The organism is Flavobacterium tyrosinilyticum (assembly GCF_023656565.1).
GTDB classification, from domain to species: Bacteria; Bacteroidota; Bacteroidia; order Flavobacteriales; family Flavobacteriaceae; genus Flavobacterium; species Flavobacterium tyrosinilyticum.
Genome location: NZ_JAMOKG010000001.1, coordinates 880,227 through 896,801, shown reverse-complemented (window position 1 = coordinate 896,801; position 16,575 = coordinate 880,227). Strand labels below are relative to the sequence as shown.

The window sequence follows — 16,575 nt, the reverse complement described above, 5'->3', positions numbered from 1 at the left end:
CTCAATCGAATTTGGAATTTTAGTTCTAAATTCGATTTTCTTTTTTAAGGAATAGCCCAAAATCAATTTAACCTAACGATTAAAACCAAAATGAAAAAAGTTATCCTGTTGTTTCTTTTTATTTGTTCGCAAACCATTTTTAGTTTCAATAAAATTACCGAGACTGAAAAGTTGGCTGCGACTTGCAAAATTTGGGGTTTCTTAAAATATTATCATCCAAAAGTGGCTAATGGAGAATTGAATTGGGATAATCAGCTTTTGGAGAAATTGCCATTAATAGAAAAAGCACAAACTAAAGAAGAGTTCTCTTTAATCTTAGAAAATTGGATTGATGATCTGGGACCAGTAAAAGAAATTGCTCCAATTGTTACTCCAAAAGAGGTTAAATTTTTTGATAAGAACTTTGATCTAAGCTGGTTCAATGACAAATTGTTTTCTAAAAGGCTCTCAAAAAAATTAAAATTTATCGAAGAAAACAGATTTCAAAGTAATGAAGAATTTGGACCAAGTTTTGACGGTTTTAAAAACTTAAAAAACTATTTTAATCTTGATTACACTAATAAAAATTCAAAGCTTTTAATGTTTTATGCGTATTGGAATGTGGTAGAATATTATTATCCATACAAATACATAATGGATCAGAGATGGGATAAAACTTTAAATGAGTTATTACCCTCTGTTGTTGAGTCCAAAACACCAGAAGATTTTTATAAAGTATTGAGAAAAGCGGCTGCAAAACTCAATGATACTCACGTCCAGTTTCATATTTACCCGTCTGAAACAACAAAAAAGAGTTTTTATTATTTTCCTGCAACAGGTAAAGTAATAGATGAAAAATTAGTGATTACCGAGATTTTAGGAGATAGTCTTGCAGAGGTCGACAATATTAAAATTGGAACTGTAATTACTAAAATAAACGATAAGAGCATTAAAGAAATTATTGAAGAGAAAAGAGATATTATTTCTGCTTCAAACGAGGTTGCTTTTCTGGATAAAGTTCTGCGTACAATTTTAATGAGCGAATCTGAAAAGGTAAATGTAGAATTCCTGAAAGATGGAAAGTACGAAACAAAGTCAATGACTTGGTTTAACTATCACGATTCGCATCGAAATGAATATAAAAAAGGAGCTCAGATAAAGAAAGATAAATTTAAACTTTTGGACAATAATATTGGTTACGTAAACATGGGAGTTATTAAACCCAAAAATGTTCCTAATATGATTGATGCTCTTAAATCGACAAAAGCGATAGTTTTTGATATGAGAAATTATCCAAATGGAACTTTTGGAGAAATTGGTAATTTTTTGAATTCTGAAGAAAAAGAATTTTGCCTTTATACCCATCCATATCCAAATTATCCAGGAAAGTATACTTGGGAAGAAGGACGAAAAGTGGGATTTGAAAATAAAGACAATTACAAAGGAAAAGTAATAGTATTGCTTAATGAAGATTCTATAAGCCAGTCAGAATGGACGGCGATGTGTTTTCAAACAGCTGGAAATACCACAATTATTGGAAGTCAGACTGCTGGAGCAGACGGAAATGTTTTTGAATTTGATTTTAGTGGTTATCATACTAATTTCTCTGGTATTGGCGTTTACTACCCAGACGGAAGAGAAACGCAACGTATAGGAATTGTACCCGATATTGAGATAAAACCAACAATTTTAGGTATTCAACAAGGCAGAGATGAAGTTTTGGAACGGGCTTTGCTATATATAGAAACGGGAAAATAAAACCTCGTTTGTCATACTGAAGAACGAGGGGTCACACTAGCTGATCGAGAGAAAAAATGGGGGTTTTCTTTTCGACGCTTCTTGTGAGGCCCTTTGTTCTTCAGAATAACAAAAATTAGGTGATTATTATTCTGACCTTTGTTAAAGCTCCAAGCTTTGACAAAGGTTTTTTTATTTTCAGGCATTTATAAAAAAGAAAAAATCCGTTTTTATCCGCGTTTTCACGAAAGTGAAATCCGTTTTATCCGTGTCCCATTTACGAAATTGCTATTCTTTTAATATTGTCGTAATTTTGGCGCTTTAAAATTATAGTCTTGAATTCAACACCCATTATTACCGATACCCACACGCATTTATATTCTGAAGAATTTGATCAGGATCGTGACGCAATGATTCAGCGCGCAATTGATGCCGGAATTACCCGTTTTTTTATTCCCGCAATTGATGCTGCTGCTACGCAATCTATGTACGATTTGGAGAAAAACTATCCCGAAAATGTATTTCTAATGATGGGTTTGCATCCTACTTACGTGAAAGATAATTATCTGGAAGAATTAGCACATGTAGAAGCAGAATTATCTAAAAGAAAATTCTATGCTGTTGGAGAAATCGGGATCGATTTGTATTGGGATAAAACCCATTTAAAAGAACAGCAAATCGCTTTTAAAAGACAAATTCAGTTAGCAAAACAATATAAATTACCTATTGTAATTCATTGCAGAGAAGCTTTTGATGAAATCTTTGAAGTGTTAGAAGAAGAAAAATCTGAAGATTTATTTGGGATTTTTCATTGTTTTTCCGGAACTTTAGAACAAGCAGAACGTGCGATTTCCTACAAAATGAAATTAGGAATTGGCGGCGTTGTTACTTTTAAGAACGGAAAAATCGATCAGTTTTTAAATCAAATAGATTTGAAACACATCGTTTTGGAGACTGATTCTCCATATTTAGCACCAATTCCGTTTAGAGGAAAAAGAAACGAAAGCAGTTATTTGGTCAACGTTATTGCTAAATTAAGCGATGTATATGGAGTTTCTACAGAAGAAATTGCAGCAGTTACAACCCAGAATTCGAAAGACGTTTTTGGGATTTAACCTGTACCTTACAAAACTTTAATTTTTTTTTTGTTCTTTTGCCCACTTAAACCCAAATAAATAATGCAGAGATTTGATGCCATTCGACCGTTTTATGATTCCGAAATAAATGAAGCACTTCATGGTGTAGTAAATCATCCTATGATGAAAACCATGATGAACTTTACTTTTCCGGACGTAGAAGATGAGGTTTGGAAGGAACAATTAAAGAAAACACATTCTATTCGTGATTTTCAATGCAACTTTATTTACAACACAATTCAGAAAGTTTTAGAAAAAAGTTCTGAAGGTCTTACAACTTCAGGTTTTGAAAAACTGGAACCTAATACTTCTTATCTGTTTATCTCGAATCATAGAGACATTCTTTTGGATACAACATTATTAAATGTTTGTCTATTCGAACATGGTTTAGTAATGACTGCTTCGGCAATTGGAGATAATTTAGTAAAGAAAGCGTTCTTGGCAACTTTAGCAAAATTAAATAGAAATTTTTTGGTTTTAAGGGGATTAACGCCTCGTGAAATGCTGCAAAGTTCAAAGTTGTTGTCTGAATATATGGGACAATTACTGCTTCGCGAAAATCGTTCGGTTTGGATTGCCCAAAGAGAAGGAAGAACAAAAGATGGAAATGACGAAACCAATCCAGGAGTTTTAAAAATGATCGGAATGGGTTCTGACGAAGAAAACTTAATGGATTATTTTAAGAAATTAAAAATTGTTCCAGTTTCTATTTCTTACGAATACGATCCGACTGATGTTTTGAAAATGCCGCAATTAATGGCAGAAGCAAATAACGAAGTTTACGTAAAAGACAAAAACGAAGATTTCATGACCATTTTGAGTGGTATCATGGGAACGAAGAAAAGAATACACATTTCTGTTGGCGATGTTCTAGATAAAGAAATCGATCAGATTGTGGCTGAAAACGATAATGCAAACAAGCAAGTTCAAGCTTTGGCACAAACTATTGATGATGTTATTTTGAAAAACTACCAATTATGGCCAACAAACTTTATTGCTTACGATATTTTAAACGAAACAGACAAGTTTGCTCACAAGTATAAAGAGAACGAAAAACAGCTTTTTGAGCGTCGTTTAGAAATGCGTATCGGAAGCGATAATCCTGTGACAAGACAAGGATTCTTGGCCATGTATGCTAACCCTGTTGTCAATAAATTGAAATACCAAGATGTCATCTAAAGCAAAAATACTATTGGTTTATACTGGAGGAACTATCGGTATGAGCAAAGATTTTGAAACGGGAGCGCTTAAAGCCTTCAATTTTGGTAAATTAATTCAGAAAATTCCAGAAATTAAACAATTGGATTGCGAAATCGAATCAATTTCGTTCGAACATCCAATTGATTCTTCTAATATGAATCCCGAAATGTGGACAAGAATTGCCACCATTATCGAGGAAAATTACAATACTTATGACGGATTTGTAGTGCTTCATGGATCAGATACCATGTCGTATTCTGCTTCGGCATTAAGCTTTATGCTGGAGAATTTGGCCAAACCAGTCGTGTTTACAGGTTCGCAATTGCCAATTGGTGATTTGCGTACTGATGCAAAAGAAAACTTGATTACAGCGATTCAGATTGCTTCTCTTCAAGAAAACGGAAAACCGGTTATTACAGAAGTGTGTTTGTATTTTGAATACAAATTATACCGTGGAAACCGAACTTCTAAAGTAAATGCAGAACATTTTAGAGCTTTTACGGCGCCAAATTATCCTGAATTGGTAGAATCTGGTGTTCATTTAAAATTAAACAAGCATTTATTTCTTCCAATAAATAAAGATGCAAAGCTGATCGTTCATAAAAAATTAGACAATCACGTTGCTATTATAAAAATGTTTCCTGGAATGAGTGAAATTGTTCTAGCTTCCATTCTTTCAACGAAAGGTTTGCGAGGAATCATTCTGGAAACCTACGGTTCAGGAAATGCACCAACAGAAGACTGGTTTTTAAACCTAATTGAAAAAGCGATTAAATCTGGAATGCATATCGTAAACGTAACGCAATGTTCTGGAGGAAGTGTAAACATGGGACAATACGAAACCAGTACAGCTTTAAAATCACTTGGAGTGATCTCAGGAAAAGACATCACGACAGAAGCAGCAATTACCAAATTGATGTATTTGCTTGGACACAATATTCCAGAAAACGAATTTAAAGATATTTTTGAAACTGCACTTCGCGGCGAAATATCTTAAATGTAAATTCCAATATTTTAAATCCCAAATTCCAAAATCTAAAGTTGGAATTTGGGATTTTTTTTATTGAAATTTTCACTTAACCACAAAGTTTGTCATCCTGACGAAGGAAGGATCACACAAGAAACTCGACAAAGATTGGTTCTTTTGCATACGGAATTACTAGTGTGATCCTTCCTCCGTCAGGATGACAAGTGCAATTGGAAATTGGAATTTAATTTTTGGAATTTTGATATGGAACAGGGCAAGTCTCCAAATCCTCTGAAGTTTTTTGTTTTTTGTAATACACATAAACAATCACAGAAAGAATACAGATAATTCCCTGAATGGCTACTGTAGCTCTTACGCCAAGCGAATGAGAAACATAGCCAATAATTAAACTTCCCACAGGAATCATTCCCTGATACGCCATCATATAATAACTGATGCTTCTAGAACGCATACTGACAATACTATGAGTCTGGATATAAATGTTGATTGATGAAGTCTGTCCCATCATTCCGATTCCGCTTAAAGTCATACAGATAAGTGCGATGCTAATACTGCTTGAAATTGCTAGAATAATAATACTAAATCCTAACAATAAGCTGGCAGCAATCATTAATTTCCCCATATTCTCAGCAGATTTTAGATTGGCCAAATAAATTGCAGACAAAACAGAACCAATTCCGGCAGCGCTTTCAAACCAGCTGAAAGTTTCGGCGTTTCCGCTAAAAATATCTTTGGCGAAAACAGGCATCAAAGTATTAAAAGAAATGACGAATAAACTGCTGCAGGTAAGCATTAAAAGCATTCTGGCCATTTCGGTTTCTTTTTTTACATAATCTAAGCCTTCTACTAAATCATCTAGCATATTCAGCTTATTTTCGGCTTTAATATGTGGAGTGATTTTCATCAGCATTAGCGAAATCAAAACGGGTACGTAACTCACAAAATTTCCAATAAAACAGATGTCTTCTCCATATTGATGCAAGATAATTCCAGCAAGCGCAGGACCTGCAATTCTGGCAAAATTATTCATGGTAGAGTTTAGCGCTACAGCATTCGGGAGATCTTCTTTATTATCAACAATATCAATCATCATGGTTTGACGGCACGTCATATCAAAAGCATTGATAATTCCCTGAATAAGACTTAGTGCAAGTATAAAATTGATATTGTAAATTTTAAGATAAATAAGTAGAGCCAAAGCTCCAGCTTGAAGCATTGCTAAAGACTGTAAGACAATCATGGCTCGGTGTCTGTCATAACGTCCAATAATACTTCCTGCTAAAGGTGCCAGAAACAAAGACGGAATCATACTTAAGAAAGTTGCCAAACCTAATAAAAAAACAGATCCTGTAATGCTGTAAACCATCCAGCTTACTGCAGTTTTTTGCATCCAGGTTCCGATAACGGATACCGATTGACCGTAGAAAAATAATTTGAAATTTTTTGATTTTAAGGCTTTAAACATAACTCTAAATATTTAATACAAAGGTCGGGATTATGATAGCATTAGAAAAATTAATAATTTTACTGATAATAAGTAGTAAAACTTATCAATATGGAGATTTATCAACTACAATATTTTATCAAAACAGCTGAGGTTTTGCACTTTACCAAAGCGGCAGAATTGTGTTTTGTGACACAATCGGGACTTTCGCAACAAATTAAAAAACTCGAAGAAGAACTTGGTTTGCCTTTGTTTAAGCGAATCGGCAAAAAAGTGCAATTGACAGAAGCAGGAGCTGTTTTCTTAATCCACGCTAAAAAAGTGGTAGAAAATGTTGAAAACGGAAAACAGGCCATTGAAGATTTAAACGAAATGATTGGTGGCGAATTGCGTATTGGCGTGACGTATATTTTTGGATTATTGATTCTGCCTGTTGTCAATGCATTTGCCAAAAGATATCTGAATTTAAGAATAGTTGTAGAATACGGTACTACAGAAGCTTTAGAACAAAAACTGATTAATAATGAATTGGATTTGGTTTTGGTGATTTCGTCACACGAAATTGGGCCGCCAATTCAGAAAGTGCCCTTGTTTACTTCAAATATGGTAATGGCGGTTTCAAAATCGCATTCTTTGGCCGAATTGGAAAAAATACCTTTTAAGAAAATAGAAGAAGTTCCGTTGATTTTGCCAGGAAAAGGTTCCAATTCTAGAGAATATGTAGAATTATTGTTTGCGAAACACAACATGAATCCGAAAATTTCGATAGAATTAAATTCGATTCATGCGCTATTGCAAATGGTAGAAAACAGCGACTGGGCAACCATTGTAGCCGAAAAAGCATTGAAAGGCTGGGAGCATAGTCTAAAAGCCATTCATATTACCGGAGTAGTAACCAAACGCGATTCGTTTATGCTGACCATTGGCAGTTACCAAAAGAAAGCAGTAAAATTGTTTATGGAAGAATTTCGAAAAAGTATAAACGAAACTTAATTTTACTTTTTAAACTCGATTTTTTTTGTGTTATTTGCAGACCAAATTAGAAAGGTGTCCGAGTGGTTTAAGGAGCTAGCCTGGAAAGCTAGTATATGGGTAACTGTATCGAGGGTTCGAATCCCTTCCTTTCTGCGATAAAAAACAAACCCTTGTGAAGTCTTTCACAAGGGTTTGTTTTTTTAAAGCTTAATCTCAAACAAACTAAAAGAACCTTCTTTATAATGTTCTGGTAATTCATTTGTCCACTCGATTGTACTTATTCCTTTATATTCAAAACCACAGCTGATATAATATTTATTTATTCTTTCGTTGCCACTGTGTGTATCAAGCCTAATGTATTCTTTATTATTTTCTTGGGCATATTCTTTAACCCATTCTACAATTTTTTTGACATAAGATTGACCTCTAAATTTTGGGTTTGTAGCAATACGATGTAAATAAATTGCTGGATCTTTGCTGGCTTCTTTCCAGATAATTAAATCGTTAAAAGTTAGTACAAAGGTACAAGCAACTTCGTCTCCTTCTTTGATTATAAAATGACGGTTCTCAGCAATTTCCTTTTCTATTAATGCTCTTTCAAAACCTCTCCAGCTTTTATTGTTTACTGTTTTCTGGTAAGATGTAGCTTCGTTATAAATATCGAAAACAGCATCGATATCCTGAGTTGTAGTTTTAAAAAATTCCATTATTGGGCTTTATTCTGTAGATTAATGAATCTTCAAAGGTAAATCTTTCAATAGCTTTAGAGAGGCTAAATGTTTAATTTATGCTTTTTTTATCAGAGTTCAGCCAAACCACATTTTGTTCAGATTCGTGATTTTGACCAATAATATCTCTGTACAATTCTGGTCTTCTAGCTTTTATATAGCGATGTCCTCCAGCTTGAATGCATTTTTCAGGAGTGATTATTGCCGTTGCAAAAGAATCGTCAAAAGTGCGGCATTCGGCTAGAATATCTCCAAAAGGATCAATAATCATAGAACAGCCGTTTTTTAATTGATCATCGTCCATGCCAATTGGATTCGAAAAGATGGCATAAATGGCATTGTCGTAAGCTCTTGCCGGAAGCCATTTCATTAACCAGTCACGGCCTTTCATTCCGTCAAATTCTAATCGTAATGAAGTTGGATCTGCTTCGCGGTTTTCCCAAAGCTGTGGCGCTACAAAACCAGCACCCGGTCGGGTAGAAGGTGTGCACATCGTTACGTGGGGCATAAAAATAATATCTGCACCTAGAAGTTTTGTTGCACGCACGTTTTCAATAATATTGTTGTCATAACAAATTAAAATACCACATTTCCAGCCTTCAATTTCAAAAATACAATAACGATCTCCTGGTGTTAAATATGGGTTTATAAACGGATGTAATTTTCGATATTTAGCAACTAAACCATTTTTATCTACACAAATATAGGCTTTGAATAAATTATCATTTTCGTCTTTTTCGAATAATCCCGCCAATATTACAATGTTGTTGTTTTTGGCAATTTCAATCAATTTTAAGATGCTTTCGCCACTCGGAATCAATTCTGCCAAATCTAGCATTTGATCTTTCGATAAGTTTCTTGCAAATGTGTATCCGGTTATAGAACATTCGTGAAAAGAAATCACATCGCAGCTTTCGGCAGAGGCTTTCTTAGAAAGTTTTTCGATTACAGATAAGTTATAGTTTTTGTCGCCACTTTTATTTTCGAACTGGGCTGTGGCTATTTTTAGATTTTTCATATTGTAAACTATTAATAATTAAGTCAAAAATAGCTTGATCAATACGTTATGAATTGTACAAAACCGACATTTTATAATGTTCTTTTTATGAGATTATTGGTTAATTTCCCAGTGTTATAAAAATATTCCGTCGGAGTAATTCCAGTGTGTTTTTTAAATTCCTTTATTAAATGTGATTGGTCTGAAAATCCGGCATCGTAACAAATTGTGGTGAGATTGGTATCGTCAGATTTGCCTTTTAATAATTTTAAAAAATGATGTAGTCTCACAACGTTGCCAAATTTCTTCGGATTTAGTCCAATGCATTCTTTGAATTTTCTTTCCAGATGTCTTTCGGTATAGCCGGTATAGTCGACTAATTGTTTTATGGAGAAATGTCCTTTACTGTTAATGATAAAGTGTAAAGAATGATTTATTATAAACTGATTTGAGGCTGGTTTTGCTACAATTAAGGACTTAAAAAAAGAATTCAACAATTGAACACGTGTTGAGTTGTTTTGCTGAAACAGGTTCTCTTGAAGGGTTTTGATTTTTTCATCGAATACATCTTCAACAGGAATAATAGCATCATGAAATTCATTAGCAGGAATGTCTAATAATTGATGGATTCCGTTGGGCTGAAAAACGACTATAATCAGCGTTATTTCATTTTCAGAATAAAGATCTTTAAAACCTTTAAGTTGTCCGTATAAAAAGGAATCGGGCAGATGTTCTTTTATTTTGTATTTATTAATTCCAGAAATAAGTTTGCTTTTTACCGAAAATACAAGACCAGTATTACCATCAGAAAACAGGCGAAATTTTTGTACAGCAGTTTCAGTATGATCTAAAAACAGATAATGTTTAATATAAGGCGATAACTCTTTGGAAGGTGAAACTTGCATGTTTATAGTAAATCTTTATTCGAAATCAAGATTGTCTTTTATTATGGCGCTTTGATTTTCTTTTAGGAAGTTTTTAATCTGCTTTTGTGGAATTTGAATCGTGAAGAATCAATTTTAGCAAAAATAGGTTTATTTTCTATAAAAAACGAAAACGTCTAATCTAGCCCCGATAGAAGCGATATCCTTTTGTGTTGGGGTTCAACACAAAAGATAAAGCGGATAGCGGGACTAAACGTGATTTTGAAAATGAGTTTTCTGCTTCTAAAAATTAAAAATATTAATCCTGCAGTGCTATTTTAACCTTTGGCATCATCTTATCGACAAACATTCTATAAGCGGCTTCTGAAGGATGCAAACCATCTGAAGCAACCAAAATAGGATTATTAAGTCCTTCGCGCGTGATTTCTGTAATCGATACAAAGGCAATTTGATTGGTGTTGCAGTATTTCTCTGCAAAAGCATTGTATTGGTTAATTTCTGTTGAAATTGTACCGCTTTGATTTCCTGCAAGAGCTTGTCCGTATGGAGTATAAGCGTAGTCTGGAATAGAAATAACGACAACATTTTTTCTGTCGCCTTTGGCTAGCATAATGGCTTTGTTGACTAATTCTGGGAATTCTTTTTCGTAAATAGAAAAACTTCTATGCTGAAATTGATTGTTAACACCAATTAAAAGTGTTACGAGATCGTAATTGGATTCTGGATTTTGAGAATCAATGGCCGAAATTAAATTGGATGTTGTCCAGCCTGTTGTAGCGATTATTTTAAGAGAAATGCTACTAGAGTACATGGCGTTTAAACTCGCCTTTAATTGCTCAGGAAAACGGCATGTAGCACACACGCTTTGACCAATGGTATAACTGTCGCCTAGAGCTAAATAATTTACTTTGCTAGCAATTGGTGGTTCTGTGGTTTTAGGTGGAGTTACAACCGGGGGAGAAGTTGTGGTAGTAGTTTCGTCTGAACTGCAGCTCAAAAGAAATACTGAAAGTATAATAATAACTATTTGTTTAAAATGTGGTTTCATAATTTGTTCCAATTAGATTCTAGTCGCTTTAAACAAATAGTTACGTTAAATGACTGGTTACGGTTTTGTGGCTTCTTTGTAAATATTTCTTTCCATAGTAATGTGAAGTCTTTCAAACATTTCAAAAATATTAAAACTTTCTTTTTTATAGTAAGCTTGTACAGCTTCTTTGGCGCTTTTCAAGACCGTTTCATTTTCCCAAACGGCAATTGTAATGTAAATTAAATTGCCTTTTTCATCAACGCGTTCGTAAGCATTGTCATTTACAAATCCGTTTAAATGTTTTATAAAGTTTCGGTTGATTCGCACCCGTTCTAAAAATTCTTGTTTTGATTTCTCGGGAACAATAAATTTATCGATAAAAATTTGCTGCATGGTTTCTGATTTTTTAGGTTCAATTTCTGAATTGATTGTTGTTGATTGAGCATTTGTTCTATAGCTGAATAATGTCAAAAAGACAATTCCGATTAAAAGATTTGTTTTCATAATTCTTGTTTTTATTGATGTAAAATTCAGAATTACGAAGCTCTAATCATTGTAAAAAATCATTGATTTACCAAAATGAAGGAAAGTTGAAAAACTCTGTTGGAGTTTGTCCTGTAAACAATTTGAAGTCTTTATTGAAGTGAGGCTGGTCAAAATAACCCGCATCAAAAGCCAGATCGATAAGGTTTTGGTTTTTTTGTTTGTGATCGATAATCGATTTTATACGAACAACATAACAAAATTGTTTTGGAGATGATCCAATTGTTTTTCGGAATCTTTTCTCAAAAGCATCTTGACTGATAAAAAGTGCATTGGAAAGTTCTTTTATTTTAACGATGCCTTTTTTAGATTGTATGATATTAATGGCAGCCGAGATTAAATCGTCTGGTTTATAATTGTGGAGTCTTGATAAAAGAAACTGTTCTATAATTGCAATTTTTTGATTGTTGGTTTTTGCTTCGGCTAAAAGTTCTTCAATAATGGCAATTTTTTGCCGTGGAATAAAGTTGTCGAGCGAAACACTTTCTTCAAATAATTCATGGAGCGGTTCTTTAAAAAAAGCTTTAGCACCAGCTTCTTTAAACTGAACGACAAGAGTTGCCGTATCTTTTGCATAATTAATTAATCGTACAGATTTGCGAATACCCGAAATTGTAGAAAGGGGTAATTTATCATGCCGATTTTCTTGAATATAATTGACGTCGCCTTTGCAGCGAAAAGCAATTGCTAGCGAAGTGCTGGGCAAAACCCTGTTTGTCAATTCGTCTTCGCTTTCAATAATTCTGTAAGTTTTGACAAAAGGCTTTAATTGTTCTGTTGGAATGAAATCGATAATTTTCATTTGAAAGTGTTTTCAACAGTTTGAATGTCAAAGGTATGAAAAACAAAATTCCAATAACTTATCTGTTGTTAAAACAGTTTCAGTTATTGGAATTTTTTAGAGAAGAGTTACGTTAAATAACTTATTTTGTTTTTAAACCATTTCGGTTTTCATCACGATTTCTTCTTCGATGGCGTTCCAAAGTGCGATACGTCTTTCTAAGGCAAGAATTGAAACTTCTTCAACCTCTTTCCATTTTTGAGCATCTTCTTCACATAGTTCTGTAATCATTTGCATAGCCATTGGTCCATGCTCGTCGGCATCCAATTCGATATGTCTTTCAAAATAGTATAGCAATTTTGTTAGATCTGTATCCGGAAGGTTTTTCTGGAAATTTTTCAAAATCTGAGTAAACATACTCGGAATCAAATCTTCTCTTCCAAAGGTAAATGCAGCGGCAATTTCGTGTGGTTTTCCTTCTTCGATAACTCTAAAAGTAAAATCAAGGAAAGATTTTACATTTGGATGTAATGAACTTTGTTTGATGGCAACAAATATATTTTGAAGGGAATGTACATCTGATAAAAAGTTTAAAACTCCAGTTGTATTGGCTCCACAAGCTTCCATTGCTTCCAGATACATTTCGTAGTGGCTTTGTCTTCTTCCGTCAATTGTCAAATCGGTTTCTTCTGCAAGAACAATTTCGTTAATTAAATAACGAGTTTCTGGGTTTTTAGTTGCAAACCAAGGTGTTGTTGTGCAAGTAAGTTTGGCCTGCAATGCTTTTAAAAGTGACATAAAATCCCAAACAGCATAAACGTGTGTTTCTAGAAAGCTGTGTAAATCATCTATGTTTTGAATCTTATTGTATAAAGAATGATGTAATAGTTGGTCTTTTTGTGTTTGTATGCTTTTGTTTATCGTTTCGATATTCATTTTAAAAAAATTTTAATGCAAAGATAAAAAGCTTCTCTGTTAGAAGAAGCTTTTTAAGATTGATTTTGTATATATTTTAATAATTATCAATTATTTAAACGCAGGGATTCCAGTTACATCCATTCCAGTTATTAATAAATGTATATCGTGAGTTCCTTCGTATGTAATCACACTTTCAAGGTTCATCATGTGGCGCATAATAGAGTATTCGCCTGTGATTCCCATACCTCCAAGCATTTGTCTTGCTTCGCGCGCAATGGTAATTGCCATGTTTACGTTGTTGCGTTTTGCCATAGAAATCTGTGCAGTTGTAGCTTTTCCTTCGTTTCTTAAAACACCTAAACGCCAAGTTAATAATTGTGCTTTTGTGATTTCGGTAATCATTTCGGCCAATTTTTTTTGCTGTAATTGAGTTCCTCCAATTGGTTTTCCGAATTGGATTCTCTCTTTTGCATATCTTAAAGCAGTGTCATAACAGTCCATTGCGGCGCCAATTGCTCCCCATGCGATTCCGTAACGAGCAGAATCTAAACAGCCAAGCGGTGCGCCCAAACCAGACTTATTTGGTAAAAGGTTTTCTTTTGGAACTTTTACGTTATCAAAAATAAGCTCACCTGTTGCAGATGCACGAAGCGACCATTTATTGTGCGTTTCTGGAGTCGAAAACCCTTCCATGCCACGTTCTACTATTAATCCGTGAATACGGCCTTCTTCATTTTTAGCCCAAACAATAGCAATATCTGCAAACGGAGCATTTGAGATCCACATTTTGGCACCATTTAAAAGATAATGATCACCCATGTCTTTAAAATTGGTAATCATGCTTCCTGGATCTGAACCATGATCGGGTTCTGTTAAACCAAAACAGCCAATAAATTCTCCTGTAGCTAATTTTGGCAAGTATTTCATTCTTTGTTCTTCATTTCCATATTTCCATATAGGATACATGACCAAAGAAGATTGTACAGATGAGGTCGATCTTACGCCAGAATCGCCTCTTTCAATTTCCTGCATAATCAAGCCATAAGAAATTTGATCTAGTCCTGCGCCTCCATATTCTACAGGAATATAAGGACCGAAACCACCAATTTCGCCAAGACCTTTTATAATTTGTTTAGGAAATTCGGCTTTTTGAGCATATTCTTCTATTATAGGAGAAACTTCTCTTTTAACCCACGCACGTGCAGATTCGCGAACTAATTTGTGTTCGTCTGTTAGCAAATCGTCTAAGTTATAGTAATCTGGAGATTGAAATAGGTCTGGTTTCATGTTATTTAATTTTAGCAAAGCAAATTTACATAATAAAAATATAACAAATAGGTATAAAATTGTTATATTTTTTTATGGTAAAAATAAAATTAATAGGAATTTGGCAAATAAATTGTAGTTTATTGATAATTTATAGACTATTTTTGAATTCCAAAAACAAACTTAATGAGGCTGATCATCTCTTTTTTCTTTTTATTACTAACACTTTTCAGTGGAGCGGCTCAAAACAATGGAGAGCTTACAGAAGAAAAGTACTTAGAATTACAGGATAAAATCCGCTTTAGTGTTAATGGAGATAATGATGAAGGCTTAGGCTATGTTAATCAGATGCTTAAGTCTAAAAATGACATGCACAAAGCTTTTGCTTATGGGGCAGGTTCGTATTTGTATCAGTTAAAAGGAAATGCTGATAAGTCTGATAAAATGTATGCAGAAGCGATAAAGCAATTAAGCAAGATTCCTGAGTCAAATGAAAAAACAAAACTGCAAGCCTATCTGTGTAACTATAGAGGTCTTACTTATTGGAAAAGATCTAATTATGGTAAGGCTCTAGGTAGCTATCAGGAAGGAGTTAAGCTTTCTTCTAAAATAAATGATGTTGTTCAAATTGTAAAATTCAAAGCCAATATTGCTTTGCTTAATGAAAGTGTTGGCAACTATCAGTTATCTATAAAAATCTTAAAACAAAATGAAGCATTCTTAGACAAGAATGAGAGTCTATACGAAAAAGATCAGTTTCAAAATTCTAAAAGTAACACGTATACCAATCTCGGAAATTCTTATGAAGGATATTATTCTAAAAATCGTCAAAAAAGCTATTTATTAGATTCTGCAGAATATTATTATAAAAAAAGTGTAGCGTATTCGGATAAATTTATTGACAACAAGACTACTGCTAAACTTAGTTTAGGTAATATTTATGTGTTTAAAAAGGACTTTACCAACGCCGAAAAAATTTATTACGATATCTCTTTTTATGCAAAACAAGTGGATAATGAATCTCTATATCAAGTTGCTTGTTTTAATTTAGGAGATCTTTATTATTCGATTAAAAAATATGATAGAGCACTTATATTTTTAAAAAAGGTAGATTCTATTAGTCAAAAAAATAAAAAGGTCGACATTAGTTTTTTTAGGTCTAATTATATACAGGCTAAGATTTACAGTATTAAAAATGAACCTGAGCTAGCCTACAAGCACTCTAAGCTATACTTGGATTCTTACGAAAAATATGAGGGGAATCTAAGAGATGAAGCATTAGAGGTTAACTATAAATTGGGTACGGCAGATCTTAGTGGAGAAATGCTTAGCGTTCAGGAGAAGTATAAATATGAAGTGTTTTGGAATAAAGCATTGAAAATATTTTATGTTATTCTCGTAATTGGAATTGTGTTTTTTCTCATAAAAAATATTAGGGATAAAAACAAAGCGCAAAAGAAAATGAACGCTTTAATTGAAGAGTTCAAAGCTAATCTGGAAAGGAAAGAACTTGAAAAAACAGAAACTGAGCAAGTTGCAGCCGAAGCAATAGTAACAGAAATTCTAGAAGTAGAGGATGTTGCCTTGAAAAAAGAAAATGCTAATTTGAGTATCGACGAAGCCAAAGAAAATAAAATAGTAGAAAAACTATTGCTTTTGGAAGAAAAGCTAGAATACTTAAATGCCGATTTTACGCTTTCGTATGCTGCAAAAAAAATAAAGACCAATACTACTTATTTGTCTTATGTAGTGAATAAAAGATTTGGAAAATCTTTTAGTGAATATTCTAATGAATTGAAAATTAACTATGTTATCAATCAGATGATTACAAACCATTTGTATCGAAAATATTCGACACAGGCAATTGCAGAAAGTGTTGGTTTTAAAAATGCCGTATCTTTTGCAAAATCATTTCGCAAAAGAACTGGAGTGTCTCCAGCTCAGTTTGCGAATAATATTTAATTTCATA

At 33.5% G+C, this 16,575-nt stretch carries 15 protein-coding genes and 1 tRNA gene; 7 read left to right on the top strand and 9 right to left on the bottom strand.

What is annotated here, in order from left to right; all coding sequences use genetic code 11:
- The first annotated feature begins 90 nt into the window (after window positions 1-90).
- From NCC77_RS03955 to NCC77_RS03940, 4 genes are all read left to right on the top strand, one after another.
- Window positions 91-1,737: a S41 family peptidase gene (locus tag NCC77_RS03955; RefSeq protein WP_250834444.1), complete on the top strand. Its 1,647-nt coding sequence runs from the start codon at window positions 91-93 to the stop codon at window positions 1,735-1,737.
- 314 nt (window positions 1,738-2,051) lie between these two features.
- Entirely contained in the window at window positions 2,052-2,831 is a 780-nt protein-coding gene (locus NCC77_RS03950) for a TatD family hydrolase (protein WP_250834443.1), read from the top strand.
- A gap of 63 nt (window positions 2,832-2,894) precedes the next feature.
- Window positions 2,895-4,031 carry a 1-acyl-sn-glycerol-3-phosphate acyltransferase gene (locus NCC77_RS03945; protein WP_250834442.1) on the top strand — a complete coding sequence of 379 codons (1,137 nt, stop codon included), beginning with the start codon at window positions 2,895-2,897 and terminating at the stop codon, window positions 4,029-4,031.
- A complete protein-coding gene (locus tag NCC77_RS03940; protein WP_250834441.1) occupies window positions 4,021-5,049 on the top strand; it encodes an asparaginase in 1,029 nt (342 codons plus the stop codon). The genes NCC77_RS03945 and NCC77_RS03940 overlap by 11 nt, the downstream gene beginning before the upstream one ends.
- A gap of 214 nt (window positions 5,050-5,263) precedes the next feature.
- Here the strand turns inward: NCC77_RS03940 and NCC77_RS03935 are convergent, their stop codons facing one another.
- Window positions 5,264-6,505: an MFS transporter gene (locus NCC77_RS03935; protein ID WP_250834440.1), complete on the bottom strand. Its 1,242-nt coding sequence runs from the start codon at window positions 6,503-6,505 to the stop codon at window positions 5,264-5,266.
- Window positions 6,506-6,595: 90 nt separating this feature from the next.
- On the opposite strand from NCC77_RS03935, the gene NCC77_RS03930 reads away from it, so the two are divergent.
- Both NCC77_RS03930 and NCC77_RS03925 read left to right on the top strand, forming a co-directional pair.
- A complete protein-coding gene (locus NCC77_RS03930) occupies window positions 6,596-7,477 on the top strand; it encodes a LysR substrate-binding domain-containing protein (protein ID WP_250834439.1) in 882 nt (293 codons plus the stop codon).
- A 48-nt stretch (window positions 7,478-7,525) separates the two neighbouring features.
- A tRNA-Ser gene (locus NCC77_RS03925) sits at window positions 7,526-7,612 on the top strand.
- A gap of 47 nt (window positions 7,613-7,659) precedes the next feature.
- On the opposite strand, the gene NCC77_RS03920 is transcribed toward NCC77_RS03925, so the two are convergent.
- From NCC77_RS03920 to NCC77_RS03885, 8 genes are all read right to left on the bottom strand, one after another.
- Window positions 7,660-8,166: a GNAT family N-acetyltransferase gene (locus NCC77_RS03920; protein WP_250834438.1), complete on the bottom strand. Its 507-nt coding sequence runs from the start codon at window positions 8,164-8,166 to the stop codon at window positions 7,660-7,662.
- A 73-nt stretch (window positions 8,167-8,239) separates the two neighbouring features.
- Complete coding sequence (locus tag NCC77_RS03915; protein ID WP_250834437.1) at window positions 8,240-9,205, bottom strand: nitrilase family protein; 966 nt, start codon at window positions 9,203-9,205, stop codon at window positions 8,240-8,242.
- Window positions 9,206-9,276: 71 nt separating this feature from the next.
- Window positions 9,277-10,089, bottom strand: a complete 813-nt coding sequence (locus tag NCC77_RS03910; RefSeq protein WP_250834436.1) for an AraC family transcriptional regulator — start codon at window positions 10,087-10,089, stop codon at window positions 9,277-9,279.
- 277 nt (window positions 10,090-10,366) lie between these two features.
- Window positions 10,367-11,116: an SGNH/GDSL hydrolase family protein gene (locus NCC77_RS03905; RefSeq protein ID WP_250834435.1), complete on the bottom strand. Its 750-nt coding sequence runs from the start codon at window positions 11,114-11,116 to the stop codon at window positions 10,367-10,369.
- A gap of 57 nt (window positions 11,117-11,173) precedes the next feature.
- Window positions 11,174-11,602, bottom strand: coding sequence for a hypothetical protein (locus NCC77_RS03900; protein WP_250834434.1), 429 nt, complete (start codon window positions 11,600-11,602; stop codon window positions 11,174-11,176).
- Between the two features lie 67 nt (window positions 11,603-11,669).
- Window positions 11,670-12,443, bottom strand: a complete 774-nt coding sequence (locus tag NCC77_RS03895) for a helix-turn-helix domain-containing protein (protein ID WP_250834433.1) — start codon at window positions 12,441-12,443, stop codon at window positions 11,670-11,672.
- 132 nt (window positions 12,444-12,575) lie between these two features.
- A complete protein-coding gene (locus NCC77_RS03890) occupies window positions 12,576-13,358 on the bottom strand; it encodes a DUF3050 domain-containing protein (RefSeq protein WP_250834432.1) in 783 nt (260 codons plus the stop codon).
- Window positions 13,359-13,448: 90 nt separating this feature from the next.
- Entirely contained in the window at window positions 13,449-14,627 is a 1,179-nt protein-coding gene (locus tag NCC77_RS03885; protein ID WP_248729059.1) for an acyl-CoA dehydrogenase family protein, read from the bottom strand.
- A gap of 165 nt (window positions 14,628-14,792) precedes the next feature.
- Between NCC77_RS03885 and NCC77_RS03880 the strand changes: the two genes are divergently transcribed.
- On the top strand, window positions 14,793-16,568 hold the full coding sequence (locus NCC77_RS03880; protein WP_250834431.1) for a helix-turn-helix domain-containing protein: 1,776 nt from the start codon (window positions 14,793-14,795) through the stop codon (window positions 16,566-16,568).
- The last annotated feature ends 7 nt before the right edge of the window (window positions 16,569-16,575 follow it).

Coding starts and splice junctions, on each gene's coding strand:
- NCC77_RS03955 (WP_250834444.1), top strand. CDS start 91: ATGAAAAAAGTTATCCTGTTGTTTCTTTTTATTTGTTCGCAAACCATT.
- NCC77_RS03945 (WP_250834442.1), top strand. CDS start 2,895: ATGCAGAGATTTGATGCCATTCGACCGTTTTATGATTCCGAAATAAAT.
- NCC77_RS03940 (WP_250834441.1), top strand. CDS start 4,021: ATGTCATCTAAAGCAAAAATACTATTGGTTTATACTGGAGGAACTATC.
- NCC77_RS03935 (WP_250834440.1), bottom strand. CDS start 6,505: ATGTTTAAAGCCTTAAAATCAAAAAATTTCAAATTATTTTTCTACGGT.
- NCC77_RS03930 (WP_250834439.1), top strand. CDS start 6,596: ATGGAGATTTATCAACTACAATATTTTATCAAAACAGCTGAGGTTTTG.
- NCC77_RS03920 (WP_250834438.1), bottom strand. CDS start 8,166: ATGGAATTTTTTAAAACTACAACTCAGGATATCGATGCTGTTTTCGAT.
- NCC77_RS03915 (WP_250834437.1), bottom strand. CDS start 9,205: ATGAAAAATCTAAAAATAGCCACAGCCCAGTTCGAAAATAAAAGTGGC.
- NCC77_RS03910 (WP_250834436.1), bottom strand. CDS start 10,089: ATGCAAGTTTCACCTTCCAAAGAGTTATCGCCTTATATTAAACATTAT.
- NCC77_RS03905 (WP_250834435.1), bottom strand. CDS start 11,116: ATGAAACCACATTTTAAACAAATAGTTATTATTATACTTTCAGTATTT.
- NCC77_RS03900 (WP_250834434.1), bottom strand. CDS start 11,602: ATGAAAACAAATCTTTTAATCGGAATTGTCTTTTTGACATTATTCAGC.
- NCC77_RS03895 (WP_250834433.1), bottom strand. CDS start 12,443: ATGAAAATTATCGATTTCATTCCAACAGAACAATTAAAGCCTTTTGTC.
- NCC77_RS03890 (WP_250834432.1), bottom strand. CDS start 13,358: ATGAATATCGAAACGATAAACAAAAGCATACAAACACAAAAAGACCAA.
- NCC77_RS03885 (WP_248729059.1), bottom strand. CDS start 14,627: ATGAAACCAGACCTATTTCAATCTCCAGATTACTATAACTTAGACGAT.
- NCC77_RS03880 (WP_250834431.1), top strand. CDS start 14,793: ATGAGGCTGATCATCTCTTTTTTCTTTTTATTACTAACACTTTTCAGT.